The 15,645-nt window shown below is 35.4% G+C and carries 14 protein-coding genes and 1 tRNA gene; 7 read left to right on the plus strand and 8 right to left on the minus strand.

Annotated elements, in window-relative coordinates:
- Window positions 1-7: 7 nt before the first annotated feature.
- On the minus strand, window positions 8-655 hold the full coding sequence (locus ACMAYL_RS08785; protein ID WP_103218677.1) for a tetratricopeptide repeat protein: 648 nt from the start codon (window positions 653-655) through the stop codon (window positions 8-10).
- A gap of 72 nt (window positions 656-727) precedes the next feature.
- On the opposite strand from ACMAYL_RS08785, the gene ACMAYL_RS08790 reads away from it, so the two are divergent.
- Genes ACMAYL_RS08790 through ACMAYL_RS08800 form a run of 3 tightly spaced genes read left to right on the plus strand, consistent with a single transcriptional unit; the run spans window position 728 to window position 4,636 of the window.
- Window positions 728-2,095 carry an aminotransferase class III-fold pyridoxal phosphate-dependent enzyme gene (locus ACMAYL_RS08790; RefSeq protein WP_412470993.1) on the plus strand — a complete coding sequence of 456 codons (1,368 nt, stop codon included), beginning with the start codon at window positions 728-730 and terminating at the stop codon, window positions 2,093-2,095.
- A 19-nt stretch (window positions 2,096-2,114) separates the two neighbouring features.
- Window positions 2,115-3,116: an arginine N-succinyltransferase gene (locus tag ACMAYL_RS08795; RefSeq protein ID WP_103218675.1), complete on the plus strand. Its 1,002-nt coding sequence runs from the start codon at window positions 2,115-2,117 to the stop codon at window positions 3,114-3,116.
- Between the two features lie 8 nt (window positions 3,117-3,124).
- Entirely contained in the window at window positions 3,125-4,636 is a 1,512-nt protein-coding gene (locus tag ACMAYL_RS08800; RefSeq protein WP_412470518.1) for an aldehyde dehydrogenase family protein, read from the plus strand.
- Here ACMAYL_RS08800 and ACMAYL_RS08805 read toward each other — a convergent pair.
- Window positions 4,633-5,151 carry a hypothetical protein gene (locus ACMAYL_RS08805; RefSeq protein WP_412470517.1) on the minus strand — a complete coding sequence of 173 codons (519 nt, stop codon included), beginning with the start codon at window positions 5,149-5,151 and terminating at the stop codon, window positions 4,633-4,635. The two genes, ACMAYL_RS08800 and ACMAYL_RS08805, sit on opposite strands and share 4 nt — an antisense overlap.
- Window positions 5,152-5,330: 179 nt before the next feature.
- Here ACMAYL_RS08805 and ACMAYL_RS08810 point away from each other — a divergent pair.
- Both ACMAYL_RS08810 and ACMAYL_RS08815 read left to right on the plus strand, forming a co-directional pair.
- Window positions 5,331-5,405 (plus strand) — tRNA-Asn (locus ACMAYL_RS08810).
- Window positions 5,406-5,525: 120 nt separating this feature from the next.
- Entirely contained in the window at window positions 5,526-6,830 is a 1,305-nt protein-coding gene (locus ACMAYL_RS08815) for an aKG-HExxH-type peptide beta-hydroxylase (protein WP_412470994.1), read from the plus strand.
- On the opposite strand, the gene ACMAYL_RS08820 is transcribed toward ACMAYL_RS08815, so the two are convergent.
- Window positions 6,831-8,339 (minus strand): CDC27 family protein, encoded by a 1,509-nt coding sequence (locus tag ACMAYL_RS08820; RefSeq protein ID WP_412470995.1) that lies wholly within the window; start codon window positions 8,337-8,339, stop codon window positions 6,831-6,833.
- A gap of 3 nt (window positions 8,340-8,342) precedes the next feature.
- Window positions 8,343-8,678, minus strand: coding sequence for a HesB/IscA family protein (locus tag ACMAYL_RS08825; protein ID WP_103218670.1), 336 nt, complete (start codon window positions 8,676-8,678; stop codon window positions 8,343-8,345).
- A gap of 87 nt (window positions 8,679-8,765) precedes the next feature.
- On the opposite strand from ACMAYL_RS08825, the gene ACMAYL_RS08830 reads away from it, so the two are divergent.
- A complete protein-coding gene (locus ACMAYL_RS08830; RefSeq protein ID WP_103218669.1) occupies window positions 8,766-9,320 on the plus strand; it encodes an FHA domain-containing protein in 555 nt (184 codons plus the stop codon).
- A gap of 6 nt (window positions 9,321-9,326) precedes the next feature.
- Here ACMAYL_RS08830 and ACMAYL_RS08835 read toward each other — a convergent pair whose 3' ends face one another.
- Together ACMAYL_RS08835 and icmF are read right to left on the minus strand one after the other, a co-directional pair.
- Window positions 9,327-9,881, minus strand: coding sequence for a cob(I)yrinic acid a,c-diamide adenosyltransferase (locus ACMAYL_RS08835; protein ID WP_103218668.1), 555 nt, complete (start codon window positions 9,879-9,881; stop codon window positions 9,327-9,329).
- Window positions 9,881-13,030, minus strand: coding sequence for a fused isobutyryl-CoA mutase/GTPase IcmF (icmF, locus tag ACMAYL_RS08840; protein ID WP_412470996.1), 3,150 nt, complete (start codon window positions 13,028-13,030; stop codon window positions 9,881-9,883). The genes ACMAYL_RS08835 and icmF overlap by 1 nt, the downstream gene beginning before the upstream one ends.
- A gap of 171 nt (window positions 13,031-13,201) precedes the next feature.
- Here icmF and ACMAYL_RS08845 point away from each other — a divergent pair, with 171 nt between their 5' ends.
- Window positions 13,202-13,642: an indolepyruvate ferredoxin oxidoreductase subunit alpha gene (locus ACMAYL_RS08845; RefSeq protein WP_103218667.1), complete on the plus strand. Its 441-nt coding sequence runs from the start codon at window positions 13,202-13,204 to the stop codon at window positions 13,640-13,642.
- Between the two features lie 2 nt (window positions 13,643-13,644).
- Here the strand turns inward: ACMAYL_RS08845 and lspA are convergent, their stop codons facing one another.
- Both lspA and ACMAYL_RS08855 read right to left on the minus strand, forming a co-directional pair.
- The gene (lspA, locus tag ACMAYL_RS08850) at window positions 13,645-14,145 is read right to left on the minus strand and encodes a signal peptidase II (RefSeq protein ID WP_103218666.1); all 501 of its coding nucleotides are present in this window, start codon (window positions 14,143-14,145) and stop codon (window positions 13,645-13,647) included.
- Complete coding sequence (locus tag ACMAYL_RS08855; RefSeq protein ID WP_103218665.1) at window positions 14,142-15,644, minus strand: sigma-54-dependent transcriptional regulator; 1,503 nt, start codon at window positions 15,642-15,644, stop codon at window positions 14,142-14,144. Before ACMAYL_RS08855 ends, lspA begins: the two co-directional genes overlap by 4 nt.
- Window position 15,645 lies beyond the last annotated feature (1 nt).

Consider the following 15,645-nt stretch of genomic DNA (forward strand, 5'->3'; position numbering starts at 1 on the left):
CCGGCCTTTAATAGAATTCAATATTTTCAGCTTTCACCCAGCCCTTAGCTTCGCTCGGCCAATAGATAAAAAACCAACTGTCATTTTTCTTTGAAGTGATGACTCTAAGTCCTTCCTTTGCAATTTGATTATGTTCAAATATTGAAGATGGCCCTTCATAGACATCAGTGTTCTTCATTACAATGGCATTTTTATAACTACCTTTCAAATACACATTGTTAAAAATTATTGGAGTTAAAGCGATAAGAAAGCAGATAAAAATAATGGCCTTATGCAGCTTTGTCTTAAGATTCATTATTAAAGTAACAATCAAAAGAACCAACGATAAACTTACAAAATAAGTGCCAGGAATATCCATTGCTTTAGCAATGAAGTTACTATCCTGACTCACGAGGTCATATTGCGATTTAATATAATTGATATTATTAGTGACTAGTTTGTCTTGTTGACCTAGTTGATATGATTTTTCCAAGTTTAAACGGGCCGCGCCAATATCTTCCAACTTGAGATATGCAGTGCCCAAATTATAGAAATATTGTGCGTCGACAAATAAATCTTTGTTCTTAATCAACAAATTCTTATAGCCCTCATAATCTTTATTTTTATAAAGGTCTTCTAATTCTTTTAGTGGATTTCCTGTGCTAGTATCTGACATAAACTTATTATCTAATTGGCTTGTAGCGTTTGCAAGTGAGTGATAATTCTACCACATAAAAAGAGGTTGGATATGGAATACGGCGTAAGAAATAACGAAATAAATGATCAGTTTGATAAACTATTTTCTTCAATTCTTAAAGAACAAAAAAACTTCATGGAAGTTCGTGGACCAGAAGAAGGTAAAAAGCACTTAGTTGAAGATACTTTAAAAATATATAATCAAGAAAGAGGGAAAGGTATTTACTTTAATTACGTTTCATCTGGACGTGGACATGGCCCTTTCTCAGAACTTATTGATGGATCAGTTAAATATGATTTAATTGGTGGAATTGGACCGAATCTTCTTGGTCACTCTCACCCTATTTATATTAAAGCTCACCTAGAAGCAGCTCTTGGTGACACGGTAATGTGTGGAAACCTACAACCATATCCACAGGCCATTGAGTTAACAAGTAATCTACTTAAAGCTGTAGAAGGTAGTAAGTTAAAGCATTTTTGGTTTACTGGTTCTGGAAGTTTTGCAAACGATCTTGCTCTTAAACTAGTTTGGCAAAAGAAAGACCCTGCTTACAGAGTAATTGCTTTTACTAAAGCATTTGCAGGACGTTCTGTAGCAACACAAGATATCACTCACAATGCTAGTTACCGCCAAGGTATGCCAAAATCTCTTGATGTTGATCATGTTCCACACTTTGATCAAAACAACCCGGAAGAATCATTAAAAAATACTTTAGCTGCACTTGAAGAAGTAACAACAAAATACCCAAATCAACACTGTGCACTTATGTTAGAGATTATTCAGGGTGAAGGTGGATTTATCTTCGGTCCTAAAGAATATTATGAAGAGATTTTTAAATGGGCCAAAAAGAAAGGTATTTATATTTGGGTCGACGAAGTTCAAACTTTTGGGCGTACTCACGAGCTATTTGCTTTCCAAACAATGGGACTAGATCAATATGTTGATATTGTTTCTGTTGGTAAGGCCCTACAAGTATGTGGAGTACTTTTCAGTGAAGAACTAAATCCTAAACCAGGATTAATTGCTGGAACGTTTAACGGATCGGTTTCAGCGCTTTCAACTGGAAGTCGATTGATTAAATATTTAACTGAAGGAAATTTCTACGGTGAAAATGGAAGAATTAAAGATCTTGAACATAAATTCATTTCTAAGCTTACTCACCTAATGAAAAATTCGTGCCAAGATAAAATTACTTATGTTGGTGGTATTGGAACAATGATCGCATTTGAAGTTGGTGACTCATCAACTGAAACAGTATCAAACTTCGTTAAAAAATTATTTGATAACGGAATAATTGCATTTATGGCAGGAAAAGAGCCGACTAGAGTTCGTTTACTACTGCCTCTAGCAATGACTGATGAACATATTGATGACATTATTACAATTATTGAATCAACCATACTTGAACAAATTAAATAGAAATAAATAGGAAGACTAGATGTTTAAGATTAGACCCGTAAGAGCAGATGACTTAGAAGACTTGTATGACCTTTCAGGTCTCTACACATTTATTAACCTTCCCCCAGACAAAGAAATTATCAGTTCAAAGATTGATAGTTCACTAAGATCTTTCAAACAAAAAAGCGATAATCTTTCTAAAGATCATTATATTTTTGTTCTGGAAGATCTTGAATCACAACGTGTAATTGGATGTTCTATGATTCACGCAAGACACGGTGATGAAGAAGAGCCACACTTCTACTTAAAAGTGGGACAAGAAAATAAGTTTTCAGAATCAATCAATACTGGCTTTATTCACGGTACCTTAAAGCTTGGATATGATACAGATGGGCCGACTGAAATTGGAGGCTTAATCCTAGATCCAACTTATCGTGGAAATCCTTTTAAACTAGGTAAAGTTCTTTCTTTCTGTCGCTTTCTTTATATGGGTCTTAATAGAGATCGATTTAAAGAAACAATACATTCGGAACTAATGCCACCGTTTGACGCTGACGGGAAGTCACCTCTTTGGGAAGCGATTGGAAGACGCTTTCTAAACATGGAGTATCATGACGCTGATGTTCTTAGTAGAAAGAACAAAGAGTTTATTCTGAGCCTATTTCCTTCAGGAACAATCTACGAAACACTCTTACCTATTGAAGCAAGAGATGCTGTAGGTAAAGTTGGTGCAGACACTGAACCTGTTAAAAGAATGCTTGAATCAATAGGATTTAAATACACTCATGAAGTTGATCCATTCGATGGTGGCCCTCACTATCGTTGTCAACTCGATGACATCAAACCAGTAAAGACAATTCAACAAGCGCAAATCAAGAAAGGTAAAACAAGTTCACCTAAATTTTACTTAGTCCTTTTGGACAATGAAGAATTTGAAGTTGTTTGTCTAAAAGGTAGTTTAAATAATGATATACTAACTGTAGAAGAACCATCTTCATTTGGATTAGATGATGGTGCAGTTAAAACAATAATGGCGATCTAGGAGAAGAAATGTTTCAACTAAAAGGATCTTTTTATAATAACGAATTTGTTAAGTTTGATGACTCGGCAAATTTGAGAAATGACAGAACTATTTCACGTGAATGTCCAAGTGATACAACGAAAACACTTTGGAGCTTAAACGTAAATTATGCACATATTGATGAGCTTATCGATTCTGCTCACAAAGGATTTCAAACTTGGAGAAATACTTCAATTGAAGAAAGAATTGAAGCTCTAAGAAGATATCAGGAAGTTCTTAAAACGAAACAAGAACAAATTGCGACAGCAATTGCACTTGAAGTAGGCAAGCCACTCTGGGAAGCAAGAACTGAAGCTGCTGCTCTAATTGCAAAAGTAGATGTTACGATATCAGCATCTCTTCCTAGAATCGAAACTAAAAATATGGAAGGAATTGCACCTGGTACAAATGCACATATTTACTTCAAGCCAGTTGGACCAAGCTTCATCATCGGTCCTTTTAACTTTCCATGTCACTTAGCAAACGGACAAATTACAGCAAACTTAATCTCTGGTAACTCAATTATTTTTAAGCCAAGTGAGAAGACATGCTACTCAGCACAATTAATGTTTGAGTGTCTTGCTGAAGCGAAGTTTCCAATGGGTGTCGTAAACCTTGTACAAGGTGACGGAGAAGTAGCCAGAAGAATTATCAAAGATAAAAGAATTAAGGGTATCTTCTTTACTGGTTCAAAAGAAGTTGGTCAAAAGATTCTTGAAACAACTCATACTGATCTTTCTAAATTAGTGTCACTTGAGCTAGGTGGAAAAAATACATCTATTATCGATGAAACAGCTGACCTTGATTATGCTATTGAAGAGCTACTTACAGGATCATACTTAACAGCTGGACAGCGTTGTACTTCAACTGGACTAGTTGCAATTCATGATTCAATCAAAGATGAATTCATCTCTCGCTTTCATGATCTAGCAAAGAGAATTATTGTCGACCACCCAATTGACCACAAGATTGAACCATTTATGGGCCCTCTAATCGATCAAGCTTCGCTAGATCAGTATCTACTATTTATGGGCATGGCAAAAAGAGAAGGCTTACAAGAAGTAATGCGTGGAAAGCAATTAGAGAGAGAAACTCCAGGTTACTATGTTTCTCCGTCAATACACTATGCTGATAAGTTAATTCCAAAGAGTCACTTCCTTGCAAATGAGATCTTTGGTCCTAACGTTACATTTGTTGGTTATAGTGATTTTGATGAAGCGATTAATATTGCAAACTCAACAGAGTATGGACTGGCCGCTTCAGTATTCACGAAAGATCATGCACGTTTTAAACACGCTGTTAATAATATTGATGCTGGTTTAGTAAACCTTAATCGCGCAACAGTTGGAGCACACTCTAAACTTCCATTTGGTGGTGTAAAAAACTCTGGGAACTATCGTCCAGCAGCAGTTGCTACTGTTGATCACTGTGTATACCAACTTGCTACACTCGAGATTGATTCTCCAAGTGCAAGCGGGAATATTAAAGGCCTAGCTGATTAATAATGTTTCTTATTAACGAGGACGCCTGTCGAAGAATTCTTTGACAGGTCTCTTCGGTTCTTTCTTTCTTGCTCAAGATCGACTACCGAATTCTTTGCATATAAATCTAAAACTTCACGACTCTTTAATCTCGTATATACGGCCTTAAATTTCTCTTTCTGATCAAGAATAAAAGTACTCGTTTCAACAGGCTTAGCACCAGGATGCACTTTTCCTGCTTCAAATTTAACCTTAGTCACAAATTGATTAATAAACTGATCAACACGAGGACCAGTAACAATCTCTTCATCAGCTTGAATTGAATGGGTATCAGAAGCTTCAAAGCGCTCAGGAAAGGGAATAACCTTAGCAAGGCCATGTGGTGAATAAGAAATTTTATCACCGCGATTATGACCTAGTAATAAATCCGTAAGTGCATCTTTTGCAGACGCATCACCAAGAGTCGTTAAATCAGAGACCTCCTCTGGTGTTAACACTCTTAATAAATTACGAATAAGGTTATTTTGAGTCATCATAGTCGTTATTTTACCTCAATATCTGAGTATGCTTGTCGGTTTTTGAAAAAAAAAATTTAGTAATTTTAATTGAGATTCAATAAATTCAAGTACTTACTAAAAACTAAATATTTTTCCCATAAAAGAAAATATTTACAATTTGAAAAAACGAGTTTATAAAATTAACTACTTAAGATTGCTGGGATGTGGCGCAGCGGTAGCGCAGTAGACTGTTAATCTATTGGTCGCGAGTTCGAATCTCGCCATCCCAGCCATTCTTTTGTATCCGCTTTAAATCCCCCAAATATTCATATTAAACGAATTAACATCATAAGAATTTATCTTATCTTGATATAGTGTTATATCTGTAATGAATTTTTACTTACGGATTTCTTATGAACACTTTTAATCATTTCATTGAAAACAACAATGCCTTTAAAGAATCATACCTAGAAGGTTTAGCACTATATCGTGAAGATGCTTCTGCGAACGAAGATGAAAATGAGCTTCTCTCACAAAGGTTTCAAAGCTTTTATAAAGAGGCCATCTTTTCGGATAAGCTTAATGACTACTCCAACCTTAATTTCTATTGGTTCAATCTAATAGAGGCACTTATTGAGATCATTTCTTATCATAGCGAATTTGAAGTTGGTGGTGAATTCGAAATGAGTGAATCTGAAGACGCAATTTTTAACTTCTGGCATGACAGTAACTTGGCCAAAGTTTTTTTAAATTCATTAAATGATTCAAAAGACCTGTTAGCTGAGTCCAAAAAACTAGTAACAATTTTAGAAGAGAATATTATTGCTTTCTTCAAGATTCACATTGATGAGAATATTGACAGCGAATTAACTTATTTGAATGTACCTGAACTCGGTGATGATAATTTATCAGCTTATCAAAATGGTCAAAGAATTATTTTTGATAATTTAGAAGATAAGGTTTTGGCAAAGCTGAATAGCTCATCACAAAAGAAGCCAGCAATTATTTCTAAAATAGATGATTTAAATATAATTTTCTATTCCGAATTAGAAGAAACAGCTCAGGAGATGACGATAAAAATTGAAAAAGCTTATCGTCGCCTTCAAAAATACACACCAGAGCTTTTTGAAGTATTCAAAGAGTTTACACAAAACATTATTCCAATTCGAGAAAAAGGAATAGTTAGCTACTCAATGCAAACTCTTCCTGGATACTCGTCAATTAACACATATGATCGCGATGATATGGACTTAATGGATGATTTACTTCATGAAAATGGTCACCACGTTTTAAACAGCTATCTTAATCAAGAGGAGCTTTTAGAAGAGCTTGAAGAAAAAATATACTACAGTCCATGGAGACGCGCCCTAAGGCCTATTAGGGGCATTTATCACGCTTATATGACGTTTTATTGGGCCCTTGAACTATTCTCATCACTTTCACGACTTGAAGAACATGATTTCTCTAATGCTGAGTTTAGCAAGATTCAAGAACGTGCTATTGAAGAATACTATATGCTTCAATTCTGTGAACTAGATCTAGAGAAAGCCTACAGAGAAGAGATCATCTCTCCTGAAGGATATGAAGTATATTTACAATTCAAATCAATGGTTAATTCTCACAGGGATCATATATTTGCTCTAGAGAAGAGCTTAAATTCTAGTGCTGTAGAAGAACTTAAAAATGAACTTCTAACAGCACGAAATGAATATTATTAATTATAATTTTGAAATTTTTGATTTTAGTGCCTGCATCTCATTTGCGGGCATTAACTCACCTTGAGAAGTTGCTATTGGCATCCCCTTCTCAATAACACTTAAACAATCATCATATTTTTTTTGTTTAAATAAAATCTTTGATTTAAGAAGATACGCAACTGAGTACTTAGGATTTTCATTTAAGACAATCTCAATATGCCCCATGGCCTTATCAAACTTATCATTACTAAAATGAATATCGGCTAGGCCATAGTTGGCAACGACATCATTTTCGTCAATGGCCAAAACTTTATTAAACATATCAAAACGTCGAGCTCTGTCTTCTTTTTCCGCACGCTCACGCTCTTCTTGTTCTTTTTTAAATTTAGCCTCATCACCAAATCGCTTGAATGAAGCAACTGTCGCAAGAGACTTCTCTTCTTCAGCTTCTTCAATCTTACCTAACTTCATCAGATAGAGAGACTTGTTTGTATGGGCCATAACAGAATTTTCATCAACTTTTAGGAGTTGATCCATTACATCAATGGCCTTCTGATGATCACCACTATTACCTAAAATAACGCCCTTTGATTCATAGGCATCAGCATAATGAGGATTGAAGCTTATTACCATATCAAGTAATTCGATAGCTTTTTCGACTTCTTTCTTATGGTATAGACTTACCGCCTTATTAAAAAACACTTCACTTAAACCATCCGCAGATAAATTCTCTATCGGATATGTTTTGATCTTCATGTTAGAATCGATATCAAGATCATTGATTAAGAAATCACGAGGTGCTTTAACACTATAAAAGAACATACCTTGCTCTTCATATGAACTAAGAATTTTTAACTTTTTTCCTTCTGCACTTAACTCATCACCCTCAAGTTTGATTCTTGATTCAACTAAAACAGGAAAGCGAGCAGCTCCACGACGAGATTCTATTTTAGCAGCAGTTTCCTGTCCTAAAAAACAACCTTTCTTATAGCTTACAGCGTACTCATTCAATCTCGTTTCATTCACGAGATCCTTTTGAGTAATATTTAAGTTAAAAATAGGCCAAGCTGATAATGTAATAAGCTTATCTAATAATTCTTTAGAAATAGTTGATTCAACTGCCTTATCAGTTAAACCAATATAAGCCTGTCCATCAAATATAGTTACTGGGACAAAGTCGTCTTTCTTATGTGTTGAAATAGTTGCGACTTTGTTTAATTCTTTAATTTCGATGTCTTCCATAATGATGAACTTCTCAAGCTCTTCTATCGTGGCCTGAGCAAGATCATTATTAACAACAAGGTAGTATCTATCTGCATTATTAATTAAGTAGAAAAAAGAATACACTCGACCTGTACGATCTAAGCGACAGGCCAGAGATGCCCTATTTACAACTTCATTTAAGTCAACAGTTAACTGACGCTGAAGATAGTCCTTCGTCTCGTTACCAATAAATGCATAGACCTTATGATCTTCAAATGAAAATTGATTATCATAAAAAAAGAAATTACTTAAAACTTGAGCGGTCATTAACTAAACACTAAAGCTTTCACCACAACCACAAGTATTCTTTGCATTTGGGTTTTCAAAAACAAAACCTTTACCATTAAGGCCGTCTTTAAAATCTAAAGTAATACCACTTAAGTAGATCGATGACTTTGGATCCACGAGAATCCTTACACCATCTAGTTCAATAATATTGTCTGACTCTTTAGGAGCATCAAAATCAATATTATAAGAAAGACCTGAACAACCTCCACCAATAACTCCAAGGCGTAAGCCGAAGTCTTGAGTCGATCGATCCTCACTTTCGAAAATATTTTTTATTTGTGCAACTGCTTTTGGCGTCACATTTAATAACTCGTTCATATAAACCTCTAATATTACGTAGGTAATAATGACCAATAACTGAATTATATCACATTGATGATATACTTTATATAGGAGCAAGAAACAATGTCTATCTCATTGATTATTAAGAGCGGTGAAAATAAAGCAAAGGTTCTTATTAAACCTAAATTAAGCTTTGGACGCTCTAAGTCGTCTGTTGATATTTCAATCGATGACTCTAAAATTTCATCAAAACATCTAGAAATTACTTATCATAATAAGGAAATAATTGTTAAGGATCTAGGATCGACAAACGGTACCTATATTAACAATAAAAAATTAATAGATGAGCAGCGTCTCTATATTTATGAAACGGTACGTATTGGGAATTGCATCATCTGTATTGATCTAAACGACTTAACTGATATTGAGTATAAATTTCTAACAAAACCAGTAGACGCTAATGAGATCTCTCATAATAGTACTCAAACATCTACTGTGCTATCTGATCAAACCGGATTTTTGGCCCTAAACCAATTATCACTTGAAAAACAGAAGTTAAGAGCCGAAATTAATAAGAAACAGCCTATTCAAAAAGTTAGAAAGAAAGTCGCAAAAAAGAAAAAACCTGAGCCAGAAGACAAAACTGTCATGACTAAGATTTTAAAATTCTTCAAGTAAGCCTTCTTAATCTTTTTTTGGTACCCAAGGAATATCTTGAATATTTTCATGCTTATTTAAAAATCTAGCAACGATAAAGAAATAATCCGATAGTCGATTTAAATACTCTAAATCAATTGGATCTACATCCCCAAGCTCCACGGCTTCTCTTTCAACTTGGCGTGTTTTTGTGCGACAAATATGAACGTTAGAGGCAGCAACGCTTCCACCAGGAAGTATGAAATATTTTAAAGGATCTACTACAGAATCAAAATAATCGATTTCTCCTTCTAAATGAAGGATGTCTTCAATACTTAATTTCGGTAATTTAAAATTATCTCGGTCCTCTCTAAGCGTTGCGAAGTTAGAACCGAGAACAAAAAGATTTTCTTGAATTGATTTAAAAGTATTTTTTACTCTCGAAACATCGATGTAACAGAGCGATAGACCTACATAGCTATTAAGCTCATCAAGATTTCCATAAAGATTTATACGAGCACTTGCTTTAGATACTCGTTGGCCTCCAACAAGACTAGTCTCACCTTTATCACCTGTACGAGTGTAGATCTTCGACTTCTTCATTACATATTCCTTCTGTACTTCCCACCAATTTCATAAAGAAGATTAGTGATTTGTCCAAGAGAACAATAATTAACTGTTTCAATAAGTTCAGCAAAAATATTTCCACCAGATAAAGCAACTGCTCTTAGTTTATTTAGTGCTTCATCAGATTTATCAGCATTTCTAGATTTGAAATCATTTAAACGTGAAATCTGACCTTTCTTTTCTTCGTCGCTACAACGAGAAAGTTCAATTTCTTGGTTTAACTGCTCATCAATATTGTCTGCAATATAAGTATTAACACCAATGATTGGAAGTTCACCAGTATCTTTTAGTGTCTCATAGTATAGAGACTCTTCTTGAATTTTTGATCTTTGATACATACTTTCCATTGCACCAAGAACACCACCCTTATCAGAAATTCTTTCAAATTCTGCTAAGATAGCTTCTTCAACAAGATCGGCTAACTCTTCAATTACGTAAGCTCCCTGCATAGGGTTGTCAGATTTATTTAAACCAAACTCGCGGTTAATAATCATCTGAATTGCCATTGCACGTCTTACAGACTCTTCAGTTGGAGTCGTAATCGCTTCATCATAAGCATTTGTATGAAGAGAGTTACAATTATCAGAAAGTGCAAGGTAAGCTTGTAGAGTCGTTCTAATATCATTGAAATCAATTTCTTGAGCGTGTAAAGAACGCCCTGAAGTTTGAATGTGATATTTAAATTTTTGAGACTTGTCATTTGCACCATATTTATCGCGCATTGTGATCGCCCAAATCTTTCTAGCAACACGTCCGATCACTGAGTATTCAGGATCAAGACCATTAGAGAAGAAGAAAGATAAGTTTTGAGAGAACTCATCAATATTTAATCCACGAGCTAAGTAGTACTCAACAAAAGTGAAACCATTAGCAAGAGTGAAAGCAACTTGAGTAATAGGGTTCGCGCCAGCTTCTGCAATATGGTATCCCGAAATTGAAACCGTATAGTAATTTTTAATTTTCTGCTGACAGAAATACTCTTGAACATCTCCCATCATCTTAAGTGCAAACTCAAGAGAGAAGATACATGTGTTCTGTGCCTGATCTTCTTTTAGGATATCTGCTTGTACAGTACCTCTAATTTGTTGAAGAATTGCTAGGCGTTTTTCATTATCGTAATAATCCTCACCTTTTAACTTTTGTCTTAAAGCAGTGTTTAAGTAGAAAGCTAACATAATTGGTGCAGGGCCATTAATTGTCATTGATACAGATGTATATGGATCAGATAGATCAAAGCCATCAAATAGTAATTCCATATCTTCAACTGTCGCAATCGAAACTCCGGCTTCACCAATTTTACCAAAGATATCTGGACGAAGATCTGGATCTTCTCCGTAAAGAGTTACAGAGTCAAAAGCAGTTGAAAGACGTTTCGCTTTGTCATCTTTTGAAAGGTAGTGAAAACGCTTATTCGTTCTCGCTGGGCCACCTTCTCCTGCAAACATTCTCTTTGGATCTTCATCAGTACGCTTAAATGGGAAAATCCCTGCGCCGAATGGAAAGAAGCCTGGCATATTTACATCTCTAATGAAACGGTACTGATCAACTTTAGAAGAGAATCTTGGAGTTCCTACTTTTTGAATTTCTAATCCAGAAAGTGAAGTATATTTAGTTGCAACTTTAAACTCTCGATCACGTACGTGATAAGTGAAAGTTCCGTCTTGGTATTGCTTTAAAACTGATTGAAATTGTTCAATCTCTTTTTCAACATCTTCACCAAGTTCTGCTTTAAGCTCAGCAAGCTTTGCATCAACTTCGTTACTTGGAACAATTTTACTTGTGATCTCAAGTGCTTCGATGTCACGAAGTTTTTCCATTCTAATTTCAGTTTCGTTATTATAGTCGCGAGAAGCCTTAGCGATCTCTCTTAGGTATAATGATCTCTCTGCAGGAATAATTCTCGTCTTATCATTACTTGCACGATTTGCGATGATTCCTTCTAGAGGTGCTTGGTCAAAGTCAAATGTTTGAGCAATGGCCTGAAATAAAGCATTTACACCAACATCATTAAACTTAGATGCCATTGTTCCAAAAATTGGAAGCTCTTCATCCGTCGGAGAACCTGGATGACCAGCAAACAGTTGATGATTGCGGCGATATTGCTTTCTAATATCTCTCATTGAATCTTCTGAACGAGGCTTTTCAAACTTGTTTAGAACTACAAAGTCAGCCTGTTCAAGCATCTCAATTTTTTCAAGTTGAGTTGCAGCACCATACTCAGGAGTCATTACATATACACACTTATCTGAGATCTTTGTAATCTCATCAGAAGCCTGACCAATACCTGAAGTTTCAACGATAATTAAATCGAAATCTTGTTCCTTTAAAAAGTTAACAGTCTTTTTAATTTGAGGAGAAAGCTCTGTACCAGAGTCACGAGTTGCCAGTGATCTAATATAGAAGTTTTCAAAATTAGCAGAACCAAGTCTAATACGGTCACCTAAAAGAGCACCTTGAGTTTTCTTCTTAGTTGGGTCAACTGAAATAAGTGCAACTTTCTTTTCTGGATAAAAGCGGTGAAATCTTAAAAGTGTTTCATCAATTAAAGATGACTTACCAGCACCACCTGTCCCTGTGATACCAAGAACTGGAATATTTTTATTTGAAGAAGGAATTTCAATATCGGCTCCATCTTCAATAGCAGTAATTACTTTTGCTAATTGAGTCTTTGGTAGATCCTTTGCTTTTGCATCAAGAGTGAAGCCATCAAGTGTTGAGTGAGTAGCTCTCTCAATCATATCGTCAATAATTCCCTCAAGCCCTAATTTCATCCCGTCTTCAGGAGAATAGATTCTTGTGATACCTTTTTCGTGCAGGGCCTTAATTTCTTTTGGAGTGATTACACCACCACCGCCGCCAAAAATACGAACGTTAGTTGCCCCAGCTTCATCTAAAAGCTCACGTACATAAGCAAAGTATTCATTATGCCCACCTTGATAAGAACTCAAGGCAACAGCATTTGCGTCTTCGTGTAAAACAGCATCAACAACCTCTTGTGCAGAACGGTTGTGTCCAAGGTGAATAACTTCCACACCTTTTGACTGAAGAAGCCTTCTCATAATATTTATTGATACATCATGGCCATCAAATAAACTGGCCGCTGTGACAAATCTTAATTTTCTCACTCTAAACCTCTGAAATCACGTCAGGTAAAAACAATTATTTACCCAAGCTTTTTATCATTCAATATTGCTAAAGGACTATACCTAATGTATTTTAATCAGGCAAAAATCCCTTTTATGATGCGTTGAAATACGTTAAAATACTGCTAATTAACTTAGTATTAGGAATTGCTAATGAGCGAAGATGTTAAATTTTTAGTGGAGAATCCTTACCACTCGGCACGCTTTAAGCCAGCGAGAAAAGGTAAGAAGGGCCCTAAGCTACTAGCTGTTGTTCACCAGTCAGGATGTACAGGATGTGAAATCTGTATCCAAGGTTGTCCAGTAGACTCAATTGAACTAGTACCTGGTCCAAATCCAAATAACCCACAATTCAATCAAACAGTTGAAATCGACCTAGCTAGATGTATTGGTTGTCAAAACTGCTCTCAAGACTGTCCTTGGGAAACGATTACAATGTATGAGCACAATGATGCTTTTGCAATTTGGGGACGTGAAACTCTTAAGTCAGAACTCTATGTTTCAGAAGAGTCTCTTAACGAGCTACACAGCGAATTTGGAATTACAAAAGAAAAACCAAGTGAAGAAACAAATACAGAAGAAGAGAGTGCTTAAGCCTAGGCTTTAGCACTCTTTTTATTTCCACGAACTTCAGTTAAAAAATAATCAACAATATATATACCTGCTGCTACAGATATTGAAGCATCTGCCACGTTGAAAGCAGCAAAGTGCCATCCCTTATAATAGAAATCAAACATATCGACGACGTAATCTAATGAGATACGATCAATAAGATTTCCAACAGCTCCAGCGAAGATCATTGAATAAGCTAAACAAAGCATATAACTTTTCTTTCTTGAGTCCCAGATTAAATAGACAAACCAAAGACATGCAATTACCGGCAGGATTTTAAAAAGAATCATTCTAACTACGTCAGGAAACTCACTCCCCATTCCAAAAGCTACACCAGGATTCTTCACATAAGTAAGATTAAAGAAGCCAGGAATAACTGTTAATGTTTCCCCAAGCTTAAAACTAGATTGAATTGCTCCCTTAGAAAATTGATCCAAGAAAAGAATTCCAACAATAAGTAATGTCATTTGCCAAATTCGATTCATTTATAAAATTCCTTAGGGTTAATCTCGTACTTTTCAATCTTTCTAAGAAGTGTCTTCTTAGGAATATTTGCTTTCAATGCTGTTTGATTAATCTTTCCATTATTAATTTTTAAAGCCTGGATGATAAATTCTTTTTCAAAAATATCTTTAGCTTGTGAAAAATTAAGCCTTAGCTCACCGTCAACTTCATTAGTTGCAAAAACAAATTGATAACCTTGTGCACTTGCAATTAATTGTTCATCTTGTCCCGCATCTGTAAGAACAGAGTCCTTAATTTCATCGTAATCAATAATAGCTTGAGATTCTTCGACAAGATTTTCAACTGTAACTGATTTTCTTATCTTATCTGGTAAAGAGCTGGCTTTGATAATATCACCACTTTCAATAATGAAAGCATGCTCGATAACATTTCTAAGCTCACGAATATTACCTGGCCAATCATGACCTTGCATAATCTTCATTGCTTCTTCATCAAGTCCACTAATTTCTAGATTATGAACATTATTAAAATACTTAACGTAGTATTCAACAAGATGAGGAATATCTGAGTTTCTCTCTCTTAACGGAGGAAGATATACTGGAAGAACATTTAAACGGTAGAATAAGTCTTCTCTAAATGTTCCTTCTTCAATCATCTTTTCAAATGGTTTGTGTGAAGCTGCAATTACACGAACATCAGCTTTAATCTCTCTATTTGAACCGACAGGAGTGAAGGTACCTTCTTGAAGAACGCGAAGTAGTTTAACTTGCATCGTTGGTGAAACATCACCGATCTCATCTAAGAAAAGAGTTCCACCATCAGCAAATTGAAACTTACCGATTTTTCTTTCGTTAGCACCAGTAAACGCACCTTTTTCGTGACCAAATAATTCTGACTCTATTAAGTTTTCAGGAATAGCTGCCAAGTTAATCGTTACAAATTTTTCATCTTTTCTTGGACCATTATAGTGAATTGCACGAGCAACAAGCTCTTTACCTGTACCAGACTCACCTCGAATTAAAACCGGAGTGTTTACTTGCGCAAGCTTTCCAATAACATTGAAAACCTTCTGCATAACATCTGATTCACCAACAAATTTATTTTTTGTATCACCAAGTGATAAAACTGGAGCCGAGAAACCAACTGTTTCAACAAGTGATCTTGCTTTAAGGGCACGCTTAATCAATGAAACAAGATTGTCTGAGCTGATCGGCTTTTCAAGGTAATTATAAGCGCCTTCTTTTACGACCTTTACCGCATCAGTAACATTTGAATACGCAGTTAAGATAATAACAATTACTGAAGGATCATGTTTCTTAATCTCTGTTAACGCTTCAATACCATCCATTTCAGGCATGTTCACGTCCATAACAACTAGATCATACTTAGTCTTATAAACAGCACTTAACGCCTCTTTCCCGTTGTCGGCAACATCAACTGCAAAGTGATGAAATTCCAACGCCTCTCTTACTGAGGTTTGTAAAACTTTATCATCATCGACAACTAAAACCTTATGCATA

The sequence above is a fragment of the Halobacteriovorax sp. RT-2-4 genome, from assembly GCF_047085445.1.
Lineage (GTDB): Bacteria > Bdellovibrionota > Bacteriovoracia > Bacteriovoracales > Bacteriovoracaceae > Halobacteriovorax_A.

Excerpts from the sequence above, each read along its gene's own strand:
- ACMAYL_RS08820 (WP_412470995.1), bottom strand. The coding sequence starts at position 8,339 with ATGACCGCTCAAGTTTTAAGTAATTTCTTTTTTTATGATAATCAATTT.
- lspA (WP_103218666.1), bottom strand. The coding sequence starts at position 14,145 with ATGAATCGAATTTGGCAAATGACATTACTTATTGTTGGAATTCTTTTC.
- ACMAYL_RS08845 (WP_103218667.1), top strand. The coding sequence starts at position 13,202 with ATGAGCGAAGATGTTAAATTTTTAGTGGAGAATCCTTACCACTCGGCA.
- ACMAYL_RS08785 (WP_103218677.1), bottom strand. The coding sequence starts at position 655 with ATGTCAGATACTAGCACAGGAAATCCACTAAAAGAATTAGAAGACCTT.
- ACMAYL_RS08805 (WP_412470517.1), bottom strand. The coding sequence starts at position 5,151 with ATGATGACTCAAAATAACCTTATTCGTAATTTATTAAGAGTGTTAACA.
- ACMAYL_RS08855 (WP_103218665.1), bottom strand. The coding sequence starts at position 15,644 with ATGCATAAGGTTTTAGTTGTCGATGATGATAAAGTTTTACAAACCTCA.
- ACMAYL_RS08825 (WP_103218670.1), bottom strand. The coding sequence starts at position 8,678 with ATGAACGAGTTATTAAATGTGACGCCAAAAGCAGTTGCACAAATAAAA.
- ACMAYL_RS08835 (WP_103218668.1), bottom strand. The coding sequence starts at position 9,881 with ATGAAGAAGTCGAAGATCTACACTCGTACAGGTGATAAAGGTGAGACT.
- ACMAYL_RS08830 (WP_103218669.1), top strand. The coding sequence starts at position 8,766 with ATGTCTATCTCATTGATTATTAAGAGCGGTGAAAATAAAGCAAAGGTT.
- ACMAYL_RS08800 (WP_412470518.1), top strand. The coding sequence starts at position 3,125 with ATGTTTCAACTAAAAGGATCTTTTTATAATAACGAATTTGTTAAGTTT.
- ACMAYL_RS08815 (WP_412470994.1), top strand. The coding sequence starts at position 5,526 with ATGAACACTTTTAATCATTTCATTGAAAACAACAATGCCTTTAAAGAA.
- ACMAYL_RS08795 (WP_103218675.1), top strand. The coding sequence starts at position 2,115 with ATGTTTAAGATTAGACCCGTAAGAGCAGATGACTTAGAAGACTTGTAT.
- ACMAYL_RS08790 (WP_412470993.1), top strand. The coding sequence starts at position 728 with ATGGAATACGGCGTAAGAAATAACGAAATAAATGATCAGTTTGATAAA.